General features: G+C 72.5%; 16 protein-coding genes and 3 tRNA genes. 10 read left to right on the forward strand and 9 right to left on the reverse strand.

Annotated elements, in window-relative coordinates; genetic code table 11:
• Positions 1-281: 281 nt before the first annotated feature.
• Positions 282-788, reverse strand: coding sequence for a glycine-rich domain-containing protein (locus BLR33_RS32450; RefSeq protein ID WP_093788316.1), 507 nt, complete (start codon positions 786-788; stop codon positions 282-284).
• A gap of 368 nt (positions 789-1,156) precedes the next feature.
• Between BLR33_RS32450 and BLR33_RS32455 the strand changes: the two genes are divergently transcribed.
• Positions 1,157-1,927 carry a helix-turn-helix domain-containing protein gene (locus BLR33_RS32455; protein ID WP_093788318.1) on the forward strand — a complete coding sequence of 257 codons (771 nt, stop codon included), beginning with the start codon at positions 1,157-1,159 and terminating at the stop codon, positions 1,925-1,927.
• A gap of 149 nt (positions 1,928-2,076) precedes the next feature.
• Here BLR33_RS32455 and BLR33_RS35480 read toward each other — a convergent pair whose 3' ends face one another.
• The 5 genes from BLR33_RS35480 to BLR33_RS32475 all read right to left on the reverse strand — a co-directional run bounded on the left by BLR33_RS35480 (position 2,077) and on the right by BLR33_RS32475 (position 3,187).
• A complete protein-coding gene (locus BLR33_RS35480) occupies positions 2,077-2,220 on the reverse strand; it encodes a hypothetical protein (protein WP_176930715.1) in 144 nt (47 codons plus the stop codon).
• 60 nt (positions 2,221-2,280) lie between these two features.
• The gene (locus BLR33_RS32460) at positions 2,281-2,580 is read right to left on the reverse strand and encodes a hypothetical protein (RefSeq protein ID WP_093788320.1); all 300 of its coding nucleotides are present in this window, start codon (positions 2,578-2,580) and stop codon (positions 2,281-2,283) included.
• 204 nt (positions 2,581-2,784) lie between these two features.
• Positions 2,785-2,858 (reverse strand) — tRNA-Ile (locus BLR33_RS32465).
• A gap of 178 nt (positions 2,859-3,036) precedes the next feature.
• Positions 3,037-3,109 (reverse strand) — tRNA-Asn (locus BLR33_RS32470).
• 5 nt (positions 3,110-3,114) lie between these two features.
• A tRNA-Asn gene (locus tag BLR33_RS32475) sits at positions 3,115-3,187 on the reverse strand.
• Positions 3,188-3,408: 221 nt separating this feature from the next.
• On the opposite strand from BLR33_RS32475, the gene BLR33_RS32480 reads away from it, so the two are divergent.
• From BLR33_RS32480 to BLR33_RS32500, 5 genes are all read left to right on the forward strand, one after another.
• Positions 3,409-3,705, forward strand: coding sequence for a hypothetical protein (locus tag BLR33_RS32480; RefSeq protein ID WP_093788322.1), 297 nt, complete (start codon positions 3,409-3,411; stop codon positions 3,703-3,705).
• A 396-nt stretch (positions 3,706-4,101) separates the two neighbouring features.
• Positions 4,102-5,547, forward strand: a complete 1,446-nt coding sequence (locus tag BLR33_RS32485; protein WP_093788324.1) for an FGGY family carbohydrate kinase — start codon at positions 4,102-4,104, stop codon at positions 5,545-5,547.
• A gap of 544 nt (positions 5,548-6,091) precedes the next feature.
• Positions 6,092-7,828, forward strand: a complete 1,737-nt coding sequence (locus BLR33_RS32490; protein ID WP_093788326.1) for an ABC transporter ATP-binding protein — start codon at positions 6,092-6,094, stop codon at positions 7,826-7,828.
• Entirely contained in the window at positions 7,825-9,786 is a 1,962-nt protein-coding gene (locus BLR33_RS32495) for an ABC transporter ATP-binding protein (RefSeq protein ID WP_407639752.1), read from the forward strand. The genes BLR33_RS32490 and BLR33_RS32495 overlap by 4 nt, the downstream gene beginning before the upstream one ends.
• Before the next feature lie 218 nt (positions 9,787-10,004).
• Positions 10,005-12,026: a hypothetical protein gene (locus BLR33_RS32500; protein ID WP_093788330.1), complete on the forward strand. Its 2,022-nt coding sequence runs from the start codon at positions 10,005-10,007 to the stop codon at positions 12,024-12,026.
• 15 nt (positions 12,027-12,041) lie between these two features.
• On the opposite strand, the gene BLR33_RS32505 is transcribed toward BLR33_RS32500, so the two are convergent.
• Complete coding sequence (locus tag BLR33_RS32505; protein WP_093788332.1) at positions 12,042-12,434, reverse strand: hypothetical protein; 393 nt, start codon at positions 12,432-12,434, stop codon at positions 12,042-12,044.
• Positions 12,435-12,682: 248 nt separating this feature from the next.
• A complete protein-coding gene (locus BLR33_RS32510; protein WP_093788334.1) occupies positions 12,683-13,510 on the reverse strand; it encodes a DUF3152 domain-containing protein in 828 nt (275 codons plus the stop codon).
• Positions 13,511-13,755: 245 nt separating this feature from the next.
• Between BLR33_RS32510 and BLR33_RS32515 the strand changes: the two genes are divergently transcribed.
• From BLR33_RS32515 to BLR33_RS32530, 4 genes are all read left to right on the forward strand, one after another.
• Positions 13,756-14,445 (forward strand): response regulator transcription factor, encoded by a 690-nt coding sequence (locus BLR33_RS32515; protein ID WP_093788336.1) that lies wholly within the window; start codon positions 13,756-13,758, stop codon positions 14,443-14,445.
• A 57-nt stretch (positions 14,446-14,502) separates the two neighbouring features.
• Complete coding sequence (locus tag BLR33_RS32520) at positions 14,503-16,023, forward strand: ATP-binding protein (RefSeq protein WP_245771817.1); 1,521 nt, start codon at positions 14,503-14,505, stop codon at positions 16,021-16,023.
• Complete coding sequence (locus BLR33_RS32525) at positions 16,020-16,616, forward strand: hypothetical protein (protein ID WP_093788338.1); 597 nt, start codon at positions 16,020-16,022, stop codon at positions 16,614-16,616. The genes BLR33_RS32520 and BLR33_RS32525 overlap by 4 nt, the downstream gene beginning before the upstream one ends.
• Before the next feature lie 134 nt (positions 16,617-16,750).
• Complete coding sequence (locus BLR33_RS32530; protein ID WP_176930717.1) at positions 16,751-17,680, forward strand: DUF3048 domain-containing protein; 930 nt, start codon at positions 16,751-16,753, stop codon at positions 17,678-17,680.
• 62 nt (positions 17,681-17,742) lie between these two features.
• On the opposite strand, the gene BLR33_RS32535 is transcribed toward BLR33_RS32530, so the two are convergent.
• Complete coding sequence (locus BLR33_RS32535) at positions 17,743-19,017, reverse strand: RNA polymerase sigma factor (RefSeq protein ID WP_093788342.1); 1,275 nt, start codon at positions 19,015-19,017, stop codon at positions 17,743-17,745.
• Positions 19,018-19,233 lie beyond the last annotated feature (216 nt).

Below are 19,233 nucleotides of genomic sequence, written 5' to 3' on the forward strand. Positions count from 1 at the left end.
CGCCCCCCGCCGCCCACACCCGCCGCCGGCGGTGAAGCAGCGGAGTGGGGGGTCTTCGTACTGGCGGTCAGGAGGTGATGAACATCCGGACCGGGCGCTGCTTTCCGGTACCCGTACACGCCCGGCACCGCGTGACCCCATCCGCCCCCAGGCCCTTCCCGCGGCAGGGGCCGCACGGCGACGGCCGCGCGGCGAGCTGGGCCCGGCGGAGATGGGCCACGGTCTCGGCGTGGCGCGGGTCGATCCACTCGGACATGAACGCCTCCTTCGTCGCCAGCAGGCTACGCGGCCGAGTCGCCGCCGGAGTTGCAGTGCGAGGCGCACCGGCCGGGGTTGATCGGGCCGCAGCCGCCCGGCTTGGGCGTGTGGGAGCAGTTCGCCGCCACATCGATGACCATTTCCAGCGGCCGCGTCCACAGCTCCATGTCCGGGATGTGGCCGGCCTCGCGCATCAGGTCGAGGGTGCGGTCCATGACGCCGTCCTTGTGCCGGGTCGGGTCGGGCCGCTCGGGGTAGTGGTGGACGAAGCGGCCCAGGCGGTCGCACAGCCGAGCGTACAGCGCGGTGTGGAGGATCAGGGCGTGCCAGCCCTCGTCCACGGTGCGGGACGGGGAGATGTAGACGCCGGGGTTGCGGGCCGCGGTGGTGACGTAGGCCAGGGCGTCGATGACGATGCGCTCGGCGGTAGCCTGGTCCATGCCCGGGTTGTTGCCCAGGACGGTGGCGCTGACGTCGGCCATCTCGTCGTTGGTGAGTAACCCGCGGACGTTGATGAGTGTGGTGCTCATGCGTGGTCCTTCCGGTCGGTAGGGGCAGGTGGCGCGTATCAGGGGGTTGCGGGTGCCGCCGTCGTCCCACGTGGGCATCAGGCGGTCCCGACGCATCGGACACAGCGGCACGGGGGCCACATCATCGTCTTGGCGGCCTCTTCGGACGGAGGCAGCTGGGTGCGCTCGATGAGCGTCGTGACCCGCCCGGTGGCCGGGTTCTTGCGGTATACCCGGATCGTGAGCCCCGGGTGGGCACGTGCCGTATCCATGCAATTACAGTGACGCCGGAATGTCGCCTGACGCGGCGTCACATGAGGCGACAAAGCGGCGACACTGAAGGCGTCAAATCGGTGTCAGAACCACCCGGCGGCAACTACCGTGACCCCATGGGCACCCCGAACGCCACGCTTCGCGCCATCCGTATGGGCATGCTCCTCTCCCAGGACGACATGGCCCGCGCCATCCGCGATGCCGGCTCCCGCGCCGGCGAACCCAACGACGCCAACAAGCGGCTCATCCAGCGCTGGGAATCCGGCCAGATCACCAGCCCGCGCCCCGTCTACGCCCGCGCCCTCGAAGCCGTCACCGGCCTCCCGCTGGCCGCCCTCGGCTTCTCCGTGCCCGTCCCCGAGCCCCGGGTCACGGGCGACGGGCACGGCGGCCACGACATGGCGCCCCACTCCCCGGGGGTCGCTCCCCCCGCGGGACAGGCCACCACCCAAAGCGCCCCACGGGGACCCCACGGGAACTTCTCCGGCGTGTGGCTCTCCCGGTACGAATACTTCTCCTCCGGGCGCGACGGCTCCTTCACCGGCCTGCACTACGTCGTCGTCCTGCAGCACGGCGACCGGCTCACCGTGCGCTCCCTGCCCGGCTCGTCCGACTCCCCGCTGACGATGGACCTCGAAATCGACCGGAACATCGTCACCGGCACCTGGACCGAACAGACCGCGGCGAACGGCTACTACCGCGGCGCCCGCTACCACGGAGCGATCCAGCTGCTGATCGAGCCGACCGGCCGGCGCATGGCGGGCAAGTGGGTCGGCTTCGGCAAGGAGTTCGACATCAACACCGGCCCGTGGGAACTCGTCCTCCAGGACGCCTCCACGAACCGGGCCACCCTCGACGCGTACAACCGGCTCCCGGCGAACGCGTGAGCCCCAGCCGCGCAACCGGCCGGGGACTGGCCACCGCACTGCCCGTGGATGGGATACCGCCACGGTAGACCCCGGCACCGACACGCGCCCCGCGCTCGAGCAACGACGAAAGCCCCCGCCCTCCCGAAGGAGAGCGGGGGCTTCTGTGCTCAGGCTCTGCGGCGCTCCAGCACGGCAGGCGAACTCGACGGCGGCGAGGAACTCGCCTCGGGGAAGCGGCCGAAGGCGAAGATGTGGGCCGACCAGTACGTGGGGGCGTGGCGGGCGACCGGCCAACGCCCGTCCGCAGTCATCACGCCGGATCAGATCGGCGCGTTCCTCGACGTCGCGGTCGACTCGCGGCTGTACGTCTTCTACCACCTGTTGCTCTTCCGCGGCCTGCGGCGGGGCGAGGGCGTATGTGCGGACTGGGTCAACGTGGACTTGGACGCGGGCGAGTTCACGGTGCAGCGCGAGATCATCGTGGACGGCTGGATGCCGATCGAAGAGGGCCCGAAGGCCGAGGAGTCCGCGGCGACGATCGCCCTGGACTCCCTGACGGTCGCCGTGCTGCGCGAGCACAAGGAGCGGCAGCCGGCCGAGCGCGAGAAGGCCGGCACGGCGTGGACCGAGACGGGGAAGGTCTTCACCGACGAGCTGGGCGGCTGCCGCACCGCTGTTCAAGGAGGTCGACCGGGCGTTGGCGGAGAAGGCGGCCGTTCTGGTGCCCAGCGCCCGCAGGGAGCCCGCCGGGAAGCCGCCGGGACGGATGCTCACGCATCGCTCACGCAGCCGACCCGTGAGGGCCGCGCCGGTTGGGGAGGTGGTGAAGTGCCGGCTTCGCACCTCGTTTGCGCCAGCACTCCCCGGCGGCACGGTGGGGCGGGTGGGACTCGAACCCACGACCGACGGATTATGAGTCCGCTGCTCTAACCGGCTGAGCTACCGCCCCGTCACGGCGTGGCGTGCACGCCGTCTGCCGCAGCATAGCTGCTCATACGATCTGTCGCCCTCGCGGGTGGAGGACGCGGGCGCCGGGTGGACCCCCGGTGGGCCCGACCTGCGCGGAAGCGCGCGGGCGCCGCGGGAGAAGGCAGAAAAAAGGACCCCGAAGGGTCCTGGGTCCTGCGCTCCCCCGACTGGACTCGAACCAGTAACCTGCCGGTTAACAGCCGGCTGCTCTGCCAATTGAGCTACGGAGGACCGAGCTCCCCCGACTGGACTCGAACCAGTAACCTGCCGGTTAACAGCCGGCTGCTCTGCCAATTGAGCTACGGAGGACCGCTCTGTGCACCGAATGCACCCGCCGGAAGGGTCTCCGGAGGGCGCGTGCTCGGTGCGACACATACATTAGCGCAAGTGGGGGGGTGCTCCGCCAACCGCTTGCGGCGGGGTTGCGGCCACGCACGCAGGGTAGGCGCCAGTAGGCCCCTAGGAGGGCCGCGCAGGGCCCGCAGGTCCCGAGAAGGTCGCACGAGGATTCCGAGAGGAAGGGTGGAGCCATGCGCTACCGGCTGACGTTCATCGCAGGAGCCCTGGTCGGCTTCGTCCTCGGCGCGCGCGCCGGGCGGGAGCGGTACGAGCAAATGCGCGAGGGCGCACGCAAGCTCGCGCAGAACCCGGCCGTGCGCAACACCGCCGAGAGCGCCGTCCAGCAGGGCCGCACCGTTGCCGTCAAGGCCAAGGACACGGTCTCGGCCAAGGTCGGCGACCGCATGCCCGACGCCCTGGCGGGCAAGCTGCGGGCCGGCCGCAACGGCAGTGCCCCCGAGGACGACTGGGGCACCTCCAACACCTGACGGCCACCGATCGGCTCCCGCCGGGCTTCCCCCCAAGCCGCCGGCGGCTCCGCTCAAGGCTGCCGACGCACCGGCCGTTGCAGACGCACCGGCCGCCCGGCCCGGAGCGAACCCGGCCCGCCCGCGGGACGACCGCGAGCGGGCCGCACCGCGCTCCGGCCCCGGAGAACGGCACCGATGCCGCAGAAGCTCAGTGGCACCCCGTGCTCCGGACCCGCCCCCGCCCACCACACCGCCCTGGTGCGCGGCAAAGCTCCGTCCACCCGCCCGCGGGACACCCGCGCCCCCTCCCCGCGACAGCGCCCCCGCGCCCCTCCTTACGACAGGCGACCCCGCCGCCCCTCTCCGCACCCCACCCGCCCCCACGCCCACCCCCGCGTACGGCATCATCGGCTCATGGGGAAAGTCGCTGGTATAGAGAGCTCGTCGGCCGGCACCACGATCGTCGTCTGCGACACGGACACCGGTGAGGTGCTGCGGCACGGGCACGCGCCCCACCCGCTGGGCGAGGGTGAGAAGCCGACCGAGATCGACCCGCAGGCGTGGCTGCTGTCGCTCGGCGAGGCGGCGACCGGCGGGGTGCTGGAGGGCGTGCAGGCGATCGGCGTCGCCGGGCAGCAGCACGGCCTGGTCGCCTTGGACGCCGGCGGTGTGGCCGTACGACCCGCGCTGCTGCGGGGGGACAAGCGGGCCCAGGTGCAGGCCGCGGACCTGGTGGAGGAACTCGGCGGCGCGCCCGGCTGGACGGAAGCGGTCGGCGCGGTCCCCCAGGCGGCCCACCCGGTGGCGAAACTGCGCTGGCTGGCCCGGCACGAGCCGGCCGCGGCCAAGCGGATCGCCGAGGTGATGCTCCCCCACGACTGGCTGGTCTGGCAGCTGCTGGGCCGCCCGGCCCGCCGGACCACCGACCGCGGCGACGCCTCCGGCACCGGCTACTGGTCGGCCGCGACCGGCCAGTACCGCCCCGACCTGCTGGAACGCGCGCTCGGCCACGGCGTCCGGGTGCCCGACGTGCTCGCACCCGCCGAGCCGGCCGGGCAGACCCCCGAGGGGCTGCTGATCTCGGCGGGCACCGGCGACACCATGGCCGCCGCCCTCGGGCTGGGGCTCGGCCCCGGTGACGCGGTGGTCTCGCTGGGCGCGAGCGGCACCGTCTTCGCCATCCACCACGAGGCGCTGCGCGACCCCACCGGCACGGTCACCTCGTACGCCGACGCCACCGGCCGCCATCTGCCGCAGCTGCAGGTCCGCAACGTCGTCCGCACCCTGCGCGCCACCGCCGACCTGCTGGGTACGGACGTCGGGGGCCTGTCGGAGCTGGCGCTGAAGTCGACCCCGGGCTCCTACGGCCTGGTGCTGCTCCCCTATCTGGAGGGCGAGCGGACCCCGGACCTGCCCCACACCGCGGGCACCCTGACCGGGCTGCGGCGGGAGTCGATGAAGCCCGAGCACCTGGCCCGCGCGGCTTTCGAGGGCATGCTGTGCGCCCTGGCAGACGCGCTGGATGTGCTGCGCGGCAAGGGTGTTGCGGTCCGCCGGGTCGTCCTGCTGGGGCCGGCCGCCGAGTTGGAGGCCGTCCAGGTGATCGCGCCCCCGCTGCTGGGCGCGCAGGTCGTGGTGCCGCCGGCGGCGGAGTACGCGGCGATCGGCGCGGCCCGGCAGGCGGCCTGGGCGCTGGGTGTGGTGCTGGGCACGCAGTCGCAGGCGGAGCCGCCGCAGTGGCCGCTGAACGGCGCGCGGCTGCTGGAGCCGGGCGAGGACGCGGCGGTGGGCAGCGCGGTGCGCCAGCAGTTCCGCTCGGTCCGCGAGCACACCCACCCGGGGGCGTTCGACGCGCTCTGAGGAATCCCAGCGGCCGTGGGAGCAGACGGGCGAACGGCGGCGTGAGCCGCAGCGGATGGGCGCCGCTGCGGAGAGCCGCCGCAGCCACGTCACCCGACGTCCCCGCACACCCCTACGTACGCCGCTGCGGCTACGGCCACCGGCGCCGGTGCCGACACCCCCGCGGACGTTGCCGTGACCCTGTAACCGATATATCGTAGAGCGGTCGCAACTGCTCGCCCCTGAGGGCATACCCGGCCGGCCCGGACGGCCTCGCCTGCCCGGAGGGGCAGCCGCCCGTGCGGCCGCAATTCCGCTGCGCCGCACAGCCGGCGGGGGTAGGGTGGCGCGCCGCCGACCCGGCGGCGGCACCGTCGCGGGGAGCCGCTCAACCCCGCGGCCGGCTCCCGCGTCCTCCTGGTCGGCGTCCACGCCACACCTGTGCCCGCAGGGGACCGTGGAAGCCCGCAAGGCCCGGAAGGGCCCGGAAGCAAGAACCCGGCACACCCCCCACCCCAGACGCCCGAGACGACCCGGCCGCCCTCAGACCGAGAAGGAACCCAGCGTGCTGATCACCCTCCTGCGGTCCCACCTGAGACCGTACACACGCCCCATCGGCGTCCTGGTGCTGCTCCAACTGCTGTCCACCCTGGGCGCCCTGTACCTGCCGACCCTCAACGCCGACATCATCGACAACGGCGTGGTCAAGGGCGACACCGGCTACATCGTGGGCCTGGGCGCCGTGATGCTCGGCGTCACCGTGGTGCAGATGGTGTGCGCGATCGGCGCGGTGTACTTCGGCGCCCGTACCGCCATGGCCGTCGGCCGCGACATCCGCGGATCGGTCTTCCGCCAGGTGCAGCGCTTCTCCGCCCGCGAGGTCGGCCAGTTCGGCGCGCCCTCGCTGATCACCCGCACCACCAACGACGTCCAGCAGGTGCAGATGCTGGTCCTGATGAGCTTCACGCTGATGGTGTCGGCGCCGATCATGTGCGTCGGCGGCATCGTGATGGCGCTCGGCCAGGACGTGCCGCTGTCCTCGCTGCTGCTGGCCGTCGTCCCCGTGCTCGGCATCGCGGTGAGCCTGATCGTCCGGAAGATGCGGCCGCTCTTCCGCAGCATGCAGAAGCGGCTGGACACCGTGAACCGGGTGCTGCGCGAGCAGATCACCGGCATCCGCGTGATCCGCGCCTTCGTCAAGGATGACTACGAGCAGCGCCGGTTCGACGGCGCCAACAAGGACCTGACCGCGGTGTCGCTGGCCACCGGCAGGCTGATGGCGCTGATGTTCCCGACCGTGATGGCGATCGTGAACGTCTCCAGCGTCGCCGTCCTGTGGTTCGGCGCGCACCGGATCGACAGCGGCGGGATGCAGGTGGGCGCGCTGACGGCCTTCCTCAGCTACCTGATGCAGATCCTGATGTCGGTGATGATGGCCACCTTCATGTTCATGATGGTGCCGCGCGCCGAGGTGTGCGCCGAGCGCATCCAGGAGGTGCTGCACACCGACTCCAGCGTGGTGCCGCCCCAGGTCCCGGTCACCGAACTGCGCCGGCACGGCCACCTCCAGCTCTCCGGCGTCGACTTCGCCTACCCCGGCGCCGAGGCCGCGGTGCTGCGCGGCGTGGACATCGAGGCCCACCCCGGTCAGACCACCGCCGTGATCGGCTCCACCGGCAGCGGCAAGTCCACCCTGCTCGGCCTGATCCCGCGGCTGTACGACGCGACCGGCGGCCGCGTCCTGGTCGACGGCGAGGACGTGCGCGTACTGGACCCGAAGGTGCTCTCCGAGACCGTCGGCCTGGTGCCGCAGAAGCCGTACCTGTTCTCCGGCACCGTCGCCAGCAACCTGCGCTACGGCCGCCCGGACGCCACCGACGAGGAGCTGTGGCACGCGCTGGAGGTCGCGCAGGCCAAGGACTTCGTCGCCGCGCTGGAAGGCGGCCTGGAGGCGCCGATCGCGCAGGGCGGCAGCAACGTCTCCGGCGGCCAGCGGCAGCGCCTGGCGATCGCCCGATGTCTGGTCCGCCGCCCCGAGATCTACCTCTTCGACGACTCCTTCTCCGCCCTGGACTACGCCACCGACGCGGCCCTGCGCCGGGCGCTGGCCCGCGAGACCTCGCAGGCCACCGTGGTGATCGTCGCCCAGCGGGTGTCCACCATCCGCGACGCCGACCGCATCGTGGTCCTGGACGAGGGCCGCGTGGTCGGCACCGGCACCCACGCGGAGCTGATGCGCGACAACAAGACCTACCGGGAGATCGTCCTCTCGCAGCTGACCGAGCAGGAGGCCGCGGCATGAGCGGTACGGGAGGCGGCGCGGCCGCCAGGGGACCGCGCCCGATGGCGGGACCGGCCCGCTTCATGGGCGGCGGCCCGATCGAGCGGTCCATGGACTTCAAGGGCTCGCTGAAGCGGCTGCTCGGGATGATGCGCCCGGACCGCTTCAAGATCACCCTGCTGCTGGCCCTCGGCACGGCGAGCGTGGCGCTCGCCGTCACCGGGCCGCGCATCCTCGGCCACGCCACCGACCTGATCTTCGCCGGCGTCATCGGCCGGCAGATCCACGGCGTCTCCAAGGACCAGGCGCTGCAGGCGATGCGCGACCACGGCAACGGCGGCGTCGCCGACATGCTCAAGGGCATCGACTTCACCCCCGGCCAGGGCATGGACTTCGGCGCGATCGGCAATGTGCTGCTGCTCGCCCTCGGGGTCTACGTCGCGGCCGCGCTGCTCAGCGTGCTCCAGATGCGCACGGCCACCGGCGTCATCAACCGCGCGGTCTCCCGGCTGCGCCGCGATGTGGAGGTCAAGCTGTCGCGGCTGCCGCTGTCGTACTTCGACGGCCAGCCGCGCGGCGAGGTGCTCAGCCGCGCCACCAACGACATCGACAACATCGGCCAGACCATGCAGCAGACCATGGGGCAGCTGATCAACTCGGTGCTCACCATCGTCGGCGTGCTGGCGATGATGTTCTGGATCTCCTGGCTGCTGGCCCTGGTCGCCCTGGTGACGGTGCCGGTGACGCTGCTGGTGGCCACCCAGGTCGGCAAGCGCGCGCAGCCGCAGTTCGTCCAGCAGTGGAAGACCACCGGCAAGCTCAACGCCCACATCGAGGAGATGTACACCGGCCACTCGCTGGTGAAGGTCTTCGGCCGGGCCAAGGAGTCCGAGGAGATCTTCGACGAGGAGAACGAGGCGCTGTTCCGGTCCGGCTTCCGGGCCCAGTTCATCTCCGGCACCATCCAGCCGCTGATGATGTTCATCGGCAACCTCAACTACGTGCTGGTGGCCGTGGTCGGCGGCCTGCGGGTGGCCTCGGGCGCGCTGTCCATCGGCGACGTGCAGGCGTTCATCCAGTACAGCCGGCAGTTCAGCCAGCCGCTCACGCAGGTGGCGAGCATGTCCAACCTGATCCAGTCCGGGGTCGCCTCGGCCGAGCGGGTCTTCGAACTCCTCGACGCCGAGGAGCAGTCGGTCGAGCCGACTGCGCCCGCGCGCCCCAAGAAGCTCCGCGGACAGGTCGCGCTGGAGGACGTCTCCTTCCGCTACCTGCCGGACAAGCCGCTCATCGACGGGCTGTCGCTGACGGTGGAGCCCGGCCACACGGTGGCGATCGTCGGCCCCACGGGCGCGGGCAAGACAACGCTGGTCAACCTGCTGATGCGGTTCTACGAGGTCTCCGGCGGCCGGATCACCCTGGACGGGGTGGACATCGCCACGATGTCCCGCGAGGAACTGCGGGCCTCGATCGGCATGGTGCTCCAGGACACCTGGCTGTTCGGCGGCTCGATCGCGGAGAACATCGGCTACGGCCACGAGGGCGCCACGCGCGAGGAGATCGAGGCGGCGGCCCGCGCGGCCCACGCCGACCGCTTCATCCGCACCCTGCCCGACGGCTACGACACGGTGGTGGACGACGAGGGCAGCGGGGTGAGCGCGGGCGAGAAGCAACTCATCACGATCGCGCGGGCGTTCCTGTCCGACCCGGTGATCCTGGTGCTGGACGAGGCCACCAGCTCGGTCGACACCCGTACCGAGGTGCTGATCCAGCAGGCGATGGCCAAACTCAGCCACGGCCGCACCAGTTTCGTCATCGCCCACCGGCTCTCCACGATCCGCGACGCGGACGTCATCCTCGTCATGGAGTCCGGCGCGATCGTCGAACAGGGCACCCACGACGAGCTGCTGGCCAAGGAAGGCGCCTACGCCCGCCTGTACGCGGCGCAGTTCGCCCAGGCGGTGGCGGAGGTCGACTGAGCAGCAGGCCGGCGGGCGCGGTCCCGTCGAGCCGCCACGGTGGCCGGTCCCGCGGGGGCCGGCCACCTTTTGCGTCACAGCGCGTTCCCGATTGCCAACGGAGCGTCAAAAGCACCTCGTCATCGGGCAAAGTCGGCAACAGCCCTCCCGCCTCCGGATGAACTGGGGCACGACCGACCGGAGCGACTGGCGCGGCCACTGTGACAGGGGGGAACGGGATGGGCGATTTCTCGGGCATCGACCCGCAGGCGCTCCAGGGCATGATCACGTCCTTCGCGAAGGACAAGGACCATCTGCGGGGCCGCGCCTCGGAGTTCCGCACACGGTTCGCCGCCCTGGGCCTGGACACCGGGCCGCTCGCCGAGATCGTCGGCATCTGCGGCTGGCTGGACGACCAACTGCCGGGCCTGAGAAGGCGGCACACCCTGGCGGTGGCGATGGACCGCACCGCGGGCAAGGACCACTTGGTGCACGTGCCCGAGCCGGTCCTCAGCACGAGCGCCGCGCAATCCGACGGCAAGGCGCTCGCCGAGCGCCTCAACCACAACACGGGCGGCGACGCCAAGGCCGGCCAGGCGTACCACGACATGGCCCTCGAACTGGCCGCGCGCAAGGACGACCCGGACTTCTGCTCGGCCTTCTACGCGAACCTGAACCCGGTGGTGGCCAACGAGTTGCCGCAGGACCTCTCCGGCGCGGGGAGCGGTACGGCGGCCGCCGATCTGAGGATCTACAGTCACGCGTTCGCGACCGCCGTCAGTGCCCAGCACCCCGCACCGGGCTTCGACAAGCTCAAGAAGGCATACCTCACGCCGGTGCCCGGCAACGACAGCCAGATCGCGTGGAACCGGGCCGCGATGCTGTCGGCCGGCGACTTCCCCAGCGACTTCCTCGCCAAGGCGGTCCGCGCGAACGGCCTGGACCGGCTCGCCAAGGACCCGAAAGGGGACTATCGCAGTCTCACCACGGTGTCGGCGCCCCTCGGGCTGCCCAACGACCTTGTCGCCTTGGGCCTGCAGGACCTCTCCCGCAACGGCCGGGCCGCCTTCGACGCCGTTGCCCAGATGGGCGACCCCGACAACCCCGATCTGCAGGGCCACTTGTCCTCCCTGATGACCTACGGCCACCGCAACAGCGAAGTGCAGACAGCGCTGGGCGCGATGATGGACACCGCCTCGGGCGTCCACGGCACCACGGACTCCCACGGCCTCTGGCACGTGGACGCCTCCTACAAGCCGAACCCCTGGGAGCAGAACTTCGCCTACTGCGCGATCCTCGCGGCGGCGAACACGAAGGACACGCTGGGCTTCAACGGCAACTTCAAGTCCGACATGGGGCGGTTGGCAGCCACGTACGCACCGGAGTTCGCAACGGCGGGGAACGTGATGGACGCCGTTGCCTCCGACGATTCGTCCTTCGGAGCGCCGAGTGACGAGAGCTATCACGAACTCCCTGGCCTTGAACCGGCGTTCCACCTCGGTGGCGTGGACACCTACAACTTCCTGAAGATCTTCGCCGACGCCGACGCCCATTCCGCGCCCTACGACGAGGCGATGGGCAACCTCCAGCACGACGTGCTTCTACGGGCCGCGCGCATGGACAAGGAAGGGCTGATCAAGGACACGCCAGGCGGCGCCAACTACTTCAACCGAGCGGCCAAGGCATTCGGCAACGTGTCGAGGCTGGAGTACAACGCCACAGTGAAAGTGCGTGGCGAAAGCGACGAGCAGGTGGACGCCTTCCGCGAGAACCTCAAGGCCGGTCTCATCCTGCCGATGGAGATGGTGGGTGAGCCGGACTGGAGTTACGGCCCGACGATGCTGTGGCGTGCCTTCACCTGGGGCGGCAAGGAGTTCGGCCTCACGACAGCCATCAGTATGACTGCGGGACCGGAGGAGTTGGAGGGCGTGGAGGAGAAGAACATCGAGATGCTCGAGGCGTCCCGCTACAACACCGCCTCGATCCTCGTGGAGGCCGGCTGGCCGACTACGGACATCCCGTCGGACCTGCGGGACAAGGACGGCAAGCTCAAGCCGTTCGAGGAACTGAGCGACAGTGCGGACCCGGAGAAGGCCGAGGAGCAGCGCGCGGACCGGCTCGGCCAGTTCGACAGGTGGCTCGCAGACCAGGACATCCCCGTGGGGACCTCTACCTTCCACGACCGCGAGGAGGAGGGCTCGGGACTCCTGACCAGCGCTCAGGCGGACGCTGTCGCACACGCGGCCGAGAAGGGGGACTGACGCGCAATCCTGCTGTCAGGACGTGCGCAGGCAGTCCGTCGTGCTCTCCAGCACGAGGACGAACGCTCCGGAATCCGCCTTCCCCGTGATGAGGGCGCGGGCGTGATGCCGGCTGCTGGTCGCCTTCTCGCTGACGGTGACCGGACCTTGGTCCTTTTCCGTCCTGCTCCCCGGTACATAGACCTTGGACTGGTCGAGGAAGCCCGCCAGGCTCTCCACCTCACCCAGCATGAAACCGGGATCGGTCACGCCCTTGCCGGTCCTGCGCTGCATGGTGGTGTAGACCCGGCGTGCCTTGCCCTTGCCGCAGGAAATGTCCTTCGAACCGTCCGACGTCACGGTGAACGGCGGCGTCAGTTCGTTCTGCGCCATGTAACCCTTGACCGCCGCCTGAAGGTCGGCCTGCAAATCCTTCCCCGCCTGCGCCGCGGTCGGGCCCGAGGGGGACGAGGAGCAGGCCGTGGTCGCGAGGAGCAGCGCTGCGAGCAGTGCGGCGGATGCGGCTGGGCGGGCGGCCGTTGCTGGAGTTCCCTTCACCCGGTCACGCTATCGGGACGGCCCGTGACCCTACCGGTACGTGGGGCGTTCTTGGCAACGTCTTTGCGCGGGCGGCCGGGCGCGGGCAGCATCTGGCGGGGCGGCAGGCCGGAGCGGCCTCAGGCCACCGGCGGGCCCTGGATGTAGCGGCCCTGGGCGTCGTACGGCCACGCGTTGGCCTTGCAGCCGTGCAGGCCGTCGATCTGCTGCATCATCACGGGGGCGAGCCTGCCGGGGCCGGGGCAGCCCTCGTGGCCGTGGCCGATGCGGTGGCCGACCTCGTGGTTGATGATCAGCGCGCGGTAGTCCTGGATGGGGCCGGGGAATTCGGGCGAGCCCAGCAGCCAGCGCTTGAGGTTGACCACCACGGTGGGCCCGACGTCGCAGTTGACCTCGCCGTGGGTGTGCAGCCCCGCGGCACCGCAGATGGCGTCCACCGTGTCGGGTGTGGCGATCTTGATCACGAAGTCGGCCGGGCCGGAGGAGACGAGCTGGAAGCCGTCGCGGCCGTCGTCGGTCCAGCCGCGCGGGTCGGCCAGGATGCCCTGGATCTCGCGGGCCGCGTCGGCGGCGGAGATGTCGGCCCCGCCCTCGACCTGCACCTCATAGCGGCGTATGTGGCCCGACCCCGCCGGCTTCGCCGAGGCGTCGGCGGTGGTGAAGGAGCCGGTGCCGTGCTGCGGCACCGAGGAGGTGGCGGTCGCGGACGGCGTAGCGGTCGCGGTCCGGGTGGGCGCGTCGGTCGTCGGGACCGGGGCCGTCGTGGACAGGTCGTACGTCCGCGTGTCCGCCTCGGCCGAGCGCCCCGGCCGTACCGCGAAGGCGGCCATGGCGACGAGCACGGCGAGGAGGAGCCCGACGACGAGGAAGATGCCGCGGCCGCCGCGGGCCCGCCCGCCCGCGTGCGCCGCCTTGGCGCTCCCGTTGCCCCTGCGTGTCCCGCCCATACCGCTTCCCCTTCGACGACCGGCGGGCCCGGCGGCCGCAGCCGCCCGATGCCCTTCCGGTCGCCACCCTCGTGGCGCCACATGATGGGCCCTGGCCCAATCGGTCACGTATCGGTAACGGCCGGTGAAGGTCCGCTGCTGGGCGGCGGTGGGGGCCGGGCGCCCATGTGACCGTTCTGCAACAGTCGCCGCCCGCGGGCCGCCCACAGGCCCGTCACCGCGCCGGCCCGCCCATACTGAGGGGCGTGTCCGACGTCCTGCTGATCGAAGACGACCCCGCCGTCCGGCAGGGTGTCACGTGGGGGCTCCGGCACCGGGGGCACCGCGTCACGGCGGCGGCCACCGGCGAAGAGGGCCTGGCCGCGCTGCGCTCGCACCGCCCCGACGTGGCCGTGCTCGACCTGATGCTGCCGGGCATGACGGGCCTGGACGTGCTCAAGCGGATCCGGGACCGCGACCAGCTCCCCATCATCATCGTCACCGCCCGCGGCGACGACGTGGACGTGGTGCTCGGCCTGGAGACGGGCGCGGACGACTACGTGATCAAGCCCGTGCAGGCCGGTGTGCTGGAGGCCCGCATCCGCGCCGTGCTGCGCCGCTTCGGTCCCGAGGCCGCGGTGCCGGCCCATCTGCGGCCCCGCAGCTACGGCGAGCTGACCATCGACCGGGCCGCCTACACCGTCACCCGCAACGGCGAGCCGGTGCCGCTCGGCCCCTCCGAACTGCGCCTGCTGCTCGCGCTGTCCGCGGCCCCGGGCCAGGTGCTCAGCCGCCAGCAGCTGCTGGAGCAGGTCTGGGAGCACAGCTACCACGGCGATGTCCGGCTGGTGGACGCCTGTGTGAAGCGGCTGCGGGGCAAACTCGGCGAGACGAGCGGCGGTGCCCGGTACGTGGAGACGGTCCGCGGCTTCGGCTACCGCTTCCGTGCCGGATGAGGGCCCGATGAGGGCCGGATCGCGGGGGACCCGGTGAAGGCCCGGATACCCGGCGTCGTGGGCGGTCTGCGGTTCCGCCTGGTGGTGGGCTTCGCGCTGGTGGCGGTGGTGGGCGTGCTCGGCACGGGGGCGCTCACCTTCCGCGAGGCGCGGGTCGGGGTGCTCCAGCAGAGCCAGGACATGGTGGTCGACCAGTTCCGCGACAGCGTCGACGCCCAGATCCCGGCCGCCGGCACCCCGCCCCAGCGGGACGGGCTGGCCGCGGTGGTCACCGACCTGGCCACGACCCACAGCTCCCAGCACTGGCGCGTGCTCGCCACCTACCGCGACCTGCGGGTCACCTCGCAGCCCGGCGACAGCTTCCCCGAGGTGACCGCGGCCCTGCGCAGGTCGGTGGACACCCGCTCGGTGGCGGTGTTCCAGCGGGTGCGCTCCGGCAGCGCCTCCGCCCTGGTGGTGGGCCTGCCCGTCACCTACGGGTACGGCACGGTGGCGCAGTCCAGTTCCGGGCTCGCCTTCTACCTGGTGGTGCCCCAGACCGCCGAGCAGCGCTACGTGAGCGCGCTCGTCACGGCGATCGAGCGGGCGGCGGTGCCCGCGGTGTGCCTGGCGGTGCTGCTGGCGCTGCTCGTGGCGCGGGGGGTGCTGCGCCCGGTCCGTGCCCTGCGCGGGGCGACCCGCAGGATGGCGTCCGGCCACCTCGACACCCGGCTGACCGTCCAGGGGTCGGACGAACTCGCCGACTTGTCGCGGACGTTCAACGAGACGGCAGCCGCGCTGGAGCGCTCGGTGACGGAGCTGCGCCAGATGGAGGCGCAGGCCAGGCGGTTCGTCGCCGACGTCTCCCACGAACTGCGCACCCCGCTGGCCGCGATGTCGGCGGTGACCGAGGTGCTGGACGACGAGGTGGCGCACCTGGAGCGCGGGACGGCCGAAGCGGTCCAGCTGATCAGCGGGGAGACCGGGCGGCTGGTGACGCTCGTCAACGACCTCATGGAGATCTCCCGCTTCGACGCCGGAGCGGCCGAACTCGCCCTGGACGAGATCGACCTGGCCGAGTCGGTGCGGCGCTCGCTGGCCGCCCGGGGCTGGCAGGAGCAGGTCGGGGCCGAACTGCCGCAGGCGCTGCGCGCAGTGGTGGACCCGCGGCGGCTGGACGTGGTGGTGGCCAACCTGGTCGGCAACGCCCTGCGGCACGGCGCCGCCCCGGTCACGGTCACCCTCACCGCCTATCAGGAGGCGGGCGGGGAGCCGTGGGCGCGGCTGGTGGTGGCCGACAGCGGGCCGGGCATCGCCCCGGAGGCGCTGCCGCACATCTTCGAGCGCTTCTACAAGGCGAGTTCGGCCCGGACCCGCAGCGCGAGCAGCGGCCTGGGCCTGGCGATCACCGCCGAGAACGTGGCGCTGCACGGAGGCCGGCTGCGGGCGGAGAACGGTCCCGGCGGCGCCGTGTTCACCGTCGAGCTGCCGTGCCGGCCGGGCGGGCGGAACGCGGACGACTGGGACGGCGCAGACGGCGTGGACGACGGAGAAGACGCGGAGGACGCGGACGGCCGCGGGAAGGCGGGGGCGCGGTGAACCGGCGGCGGGCGATCCTCGGGGCCTGCGGGATCGCGGTGGGGGCGGCCCTGCTCGCGGGGTGCGGGGTGCCGACGACCGGGGTCGTGGACGTCGGGGCGCCCGCGACCGGCCTTCCGCAGCCGCCACCGGCGAGTGCCCTGGTGGTGGTCTACCTCGTGGCGGACGGGCACCTGGCCGCGGTGTGGCGGAAGGCACCGGGCGCGGCGGACCCCGCGGCCTGGGCCATGCGGCTGCTGTTCGCCGGGCCCTCCCCCGAGGAGGCCCGCAAGCATCTGACCACGCACCTGCCGCGGCCGCCCGGGACGGTCGAGGTGCAGGTGGACCGGAGTTCGATGACGGTGCGGCTGCCCTCCGGTGTGGCGGCGCCCGACGGGCTGGGGATGCAGCAGGTGGCGTGCACGGCCGCGGCGTTCCGCATGCCGGTCCCGACAGCGGCGCCCGGCGCCTCCGGTGGAGCGTCGGGCGCGGCTTCGGGGTCGGCCTCCCGCGCGGCCCAGGCGCGCTCGCGGCGCGTCACGGTCACCGGGACCGGCTGGAGCCGGGACGCGACCTGCACCTCGCCGTCTCTCGCCGCGCCACCGGCGGGCTGAGCGCGGGCCGCGCCCGTCGGCCGGCGGGGCGGCCGGATTGCATCGGTCGGGCGCGCGGCGGCGGTCCTTCCGGTGGGAAGTCCCGGCCGATGGAGTCACCATGGTCGGGGGTCACTTCGGCGGTGGGAGCAGCCATGGTCGGTCGGCGGGTGCTCGTGGCGGGGATATCGGCTGTGCTCGCGCTGGTGGCGGCCGCGTGCACGCCGAACGCGGGCGGCGGCCCGTCGCGGACCACCGGGCCGTCCCGCTCGGTGCTGACCGGCGAGCCGGGGGCGGCGGGGCGCGTGCTCGCGGTGAAGATCGACAACGTGGCGGCGGCGCGGCCGCAGACGGGGCTCAACGACGCCGACCTGGTGTACGCGATCGAGGTCGAGGGCGGCCTGTCGCGGCTGATGGCGGTCTTCGACGACACGCACCTGCCGTCGGTCGTCGGCCCCGTGCGCAGCGCCCGCGAGACCGACCTGCAGCTGCTGGCCGCCTACAACCACCCGGCGCTGGCGTTCTCCGGCGCCCAGAGCAAGCTGCTGCCGGTACTCAAGAACAGCGACGAGATCGTCGCCCGCACCGGCGGCACGGCGTTCTTCCGCTCCCCGGACCGCCCGGCCCCGCACAACGAGTACCTGCGCACGAAGGGGCTGACGGACGGCGCGGGCACGGCCAAGGACATCGGGCTGACCTTCGCCGCAGCCGTGCCCGCGGGCGGCACCGCCCGCACCGGCGCTTCGGCGGCCATGCCCGCGGCCCGGTTCTCCTTCACCTGGTCCGGCGGGAGCTACCGGGTGGCGATGGACGGCACCCGCTCGCCGTGGACGGCCGACAACGTGATCGTCCAGCACGTCCAGGTCAAGGAGTCGCAGTACCACAGCCGCACCGGCTTCGTGCCCTTCTCGCAGACGGTCGGGCAGGGGCAGGCGCTGCTGCTGCGCGACGGGCGGGCCTGGCAGCTGCGCTGGGACCGGCCGGCCGCGCAGGACGGCACGTCGTTCACGCTGGACGGCAAGGCGGTGCCGCTGCATCCGGGGCGCACCTGGATCGTGCTGGAGCCCGAGCGCGCGTCCTCGTGACCGCCGGTTGAGTCGGCGGGTTCCAGCCGCCGGTTTCAGTCGCCGGTTTCAGCCGCCGGGTTTCAGTCCAGGTAGCCGCGCAGCTGCTGGGCGTAGGTGTGGTCGCGGAGCTTGCCGAGGGTCTTGGACTCGATCTGGCGGATGCGCTCGCGGGTGACGCCGAAGAGGCTGCCGATCTCCTCCAGGGTGCGCGGGCGCCCGTCGGCGAGGCCGTAGCGCAGCTGCACCACGCGCCGCTCGCGCTCGCCGAGGGTGGAGAGCACCGCCTCCAGGTGCTCGCGCAGCAGCAGGAAGGCGGCGGACTCGACGGGCGAGGCGGCGTCGCCGTCCTCGATGAGGTCGCCGAGCGCGACGTCGTCCTCCTCGCCGACCGGGGCGTGCAGCGAGACGGGTTCCTGGGCGAGCCGCAGCACCTCGGCGACACGCTCGACGGGCAGGCCGAGCTGGGCGGCGACCTCCTCCAACGTCGGCTCGCAGCCGCGCTCCTGGAGCAGCCGGCGCTGCATCCGCACCACCCGGTTGATCAGCTCCACCACGTGGACGGGGACCCGTATGGTGCGGGCCTGGTCGGCCAGCGCCCGGGACATCGCCTGCCGGATCCACCAGGTGGCGTAGGTGGAGAACTTGTAGCCGCGGGCGTAGTCGAACTTCTCCACCGCGCGGATCAGGCCGAGATTGCCCTCCTGCACCAGGTCCAGCATGGTCAGGCCGCGCCCGATGTACCGTTTCGCCACCGAGACCACCAGCCGCAGGTTCGCCTCGATCAGCCGCCGCTTGGCGACACGGCCCTGCACGACCAGCCGGTCCAGGTCGACCGCGAGCCGGGAGTCCAGATCGGGAAAGGCGGCCAGCCGCTCCTCGGCGAACAGGCCCGCCTCGACCTGCCGGGCCAGCTCCACCTCGCCCTCGGCGGTGAGCAGCGGGATGCGGCCGATCTCGCGCAGGTACTGGCGGAACAGGTCGGCCGACGGTCCGGCGGTGTCGGCGCGGGTGGGGCGGCGGCCGGGTACGGGTGCGGGCTCACCGTCGAGGTCGGAAGCGGAGCCGGGGGCCGGGTCGCCGTCGAGGTCGGGGACGAGGTCCGGAACCAGGTCGGGGGCCGGCGCGGTGACAGGGTCGAGGGCGTCGGCGTCCGGCACGAGCCCCGGCAGGGCGGCCGCACCGGGCACGCCGCCGGGAGCGTACGGGTCGTCCTCCCGCTCGTCCGCCCGGCGCTGGCCGGGGACCCGGGGCACGGCGAGCGGGGCCGGCGGGGCGGGGGCCGGCAGTATGGCGGCGGCCGCGCCGGCGAGGGCGGGCAGCTCGGTCGGGACGGTGGTCTGGGCTTGGGTCTGCACGGAAGCGACCTCCGCGGTGAGCGCGTCGTTGGGCTCGGAGGGGACTCGGCGCCGTCAGCCAGTGTGACCCACGACGCGCCTCCGCCACGAGGGTCGTGCGCCCCCTTTTTCACGCCACGTCACCGCGCGCGTCCGTGCCGTGACGCATGTGCCCGCGGCGGTTACCCCCCGCACACCCGCCCGCGTCGTCGTACCCCCCGCGCCGGCCCCTTGCCG

The sequence above is a fragment of the Actinacidiphila guanduensis genome (assembly GCF_900103985.1).
GTDB lineage: Bacteria > Actinomycetota > Actinomycetes > Streptomycetales > Streptomycetaceae > Actinacidiphila > Actinacidiphila guanduensis.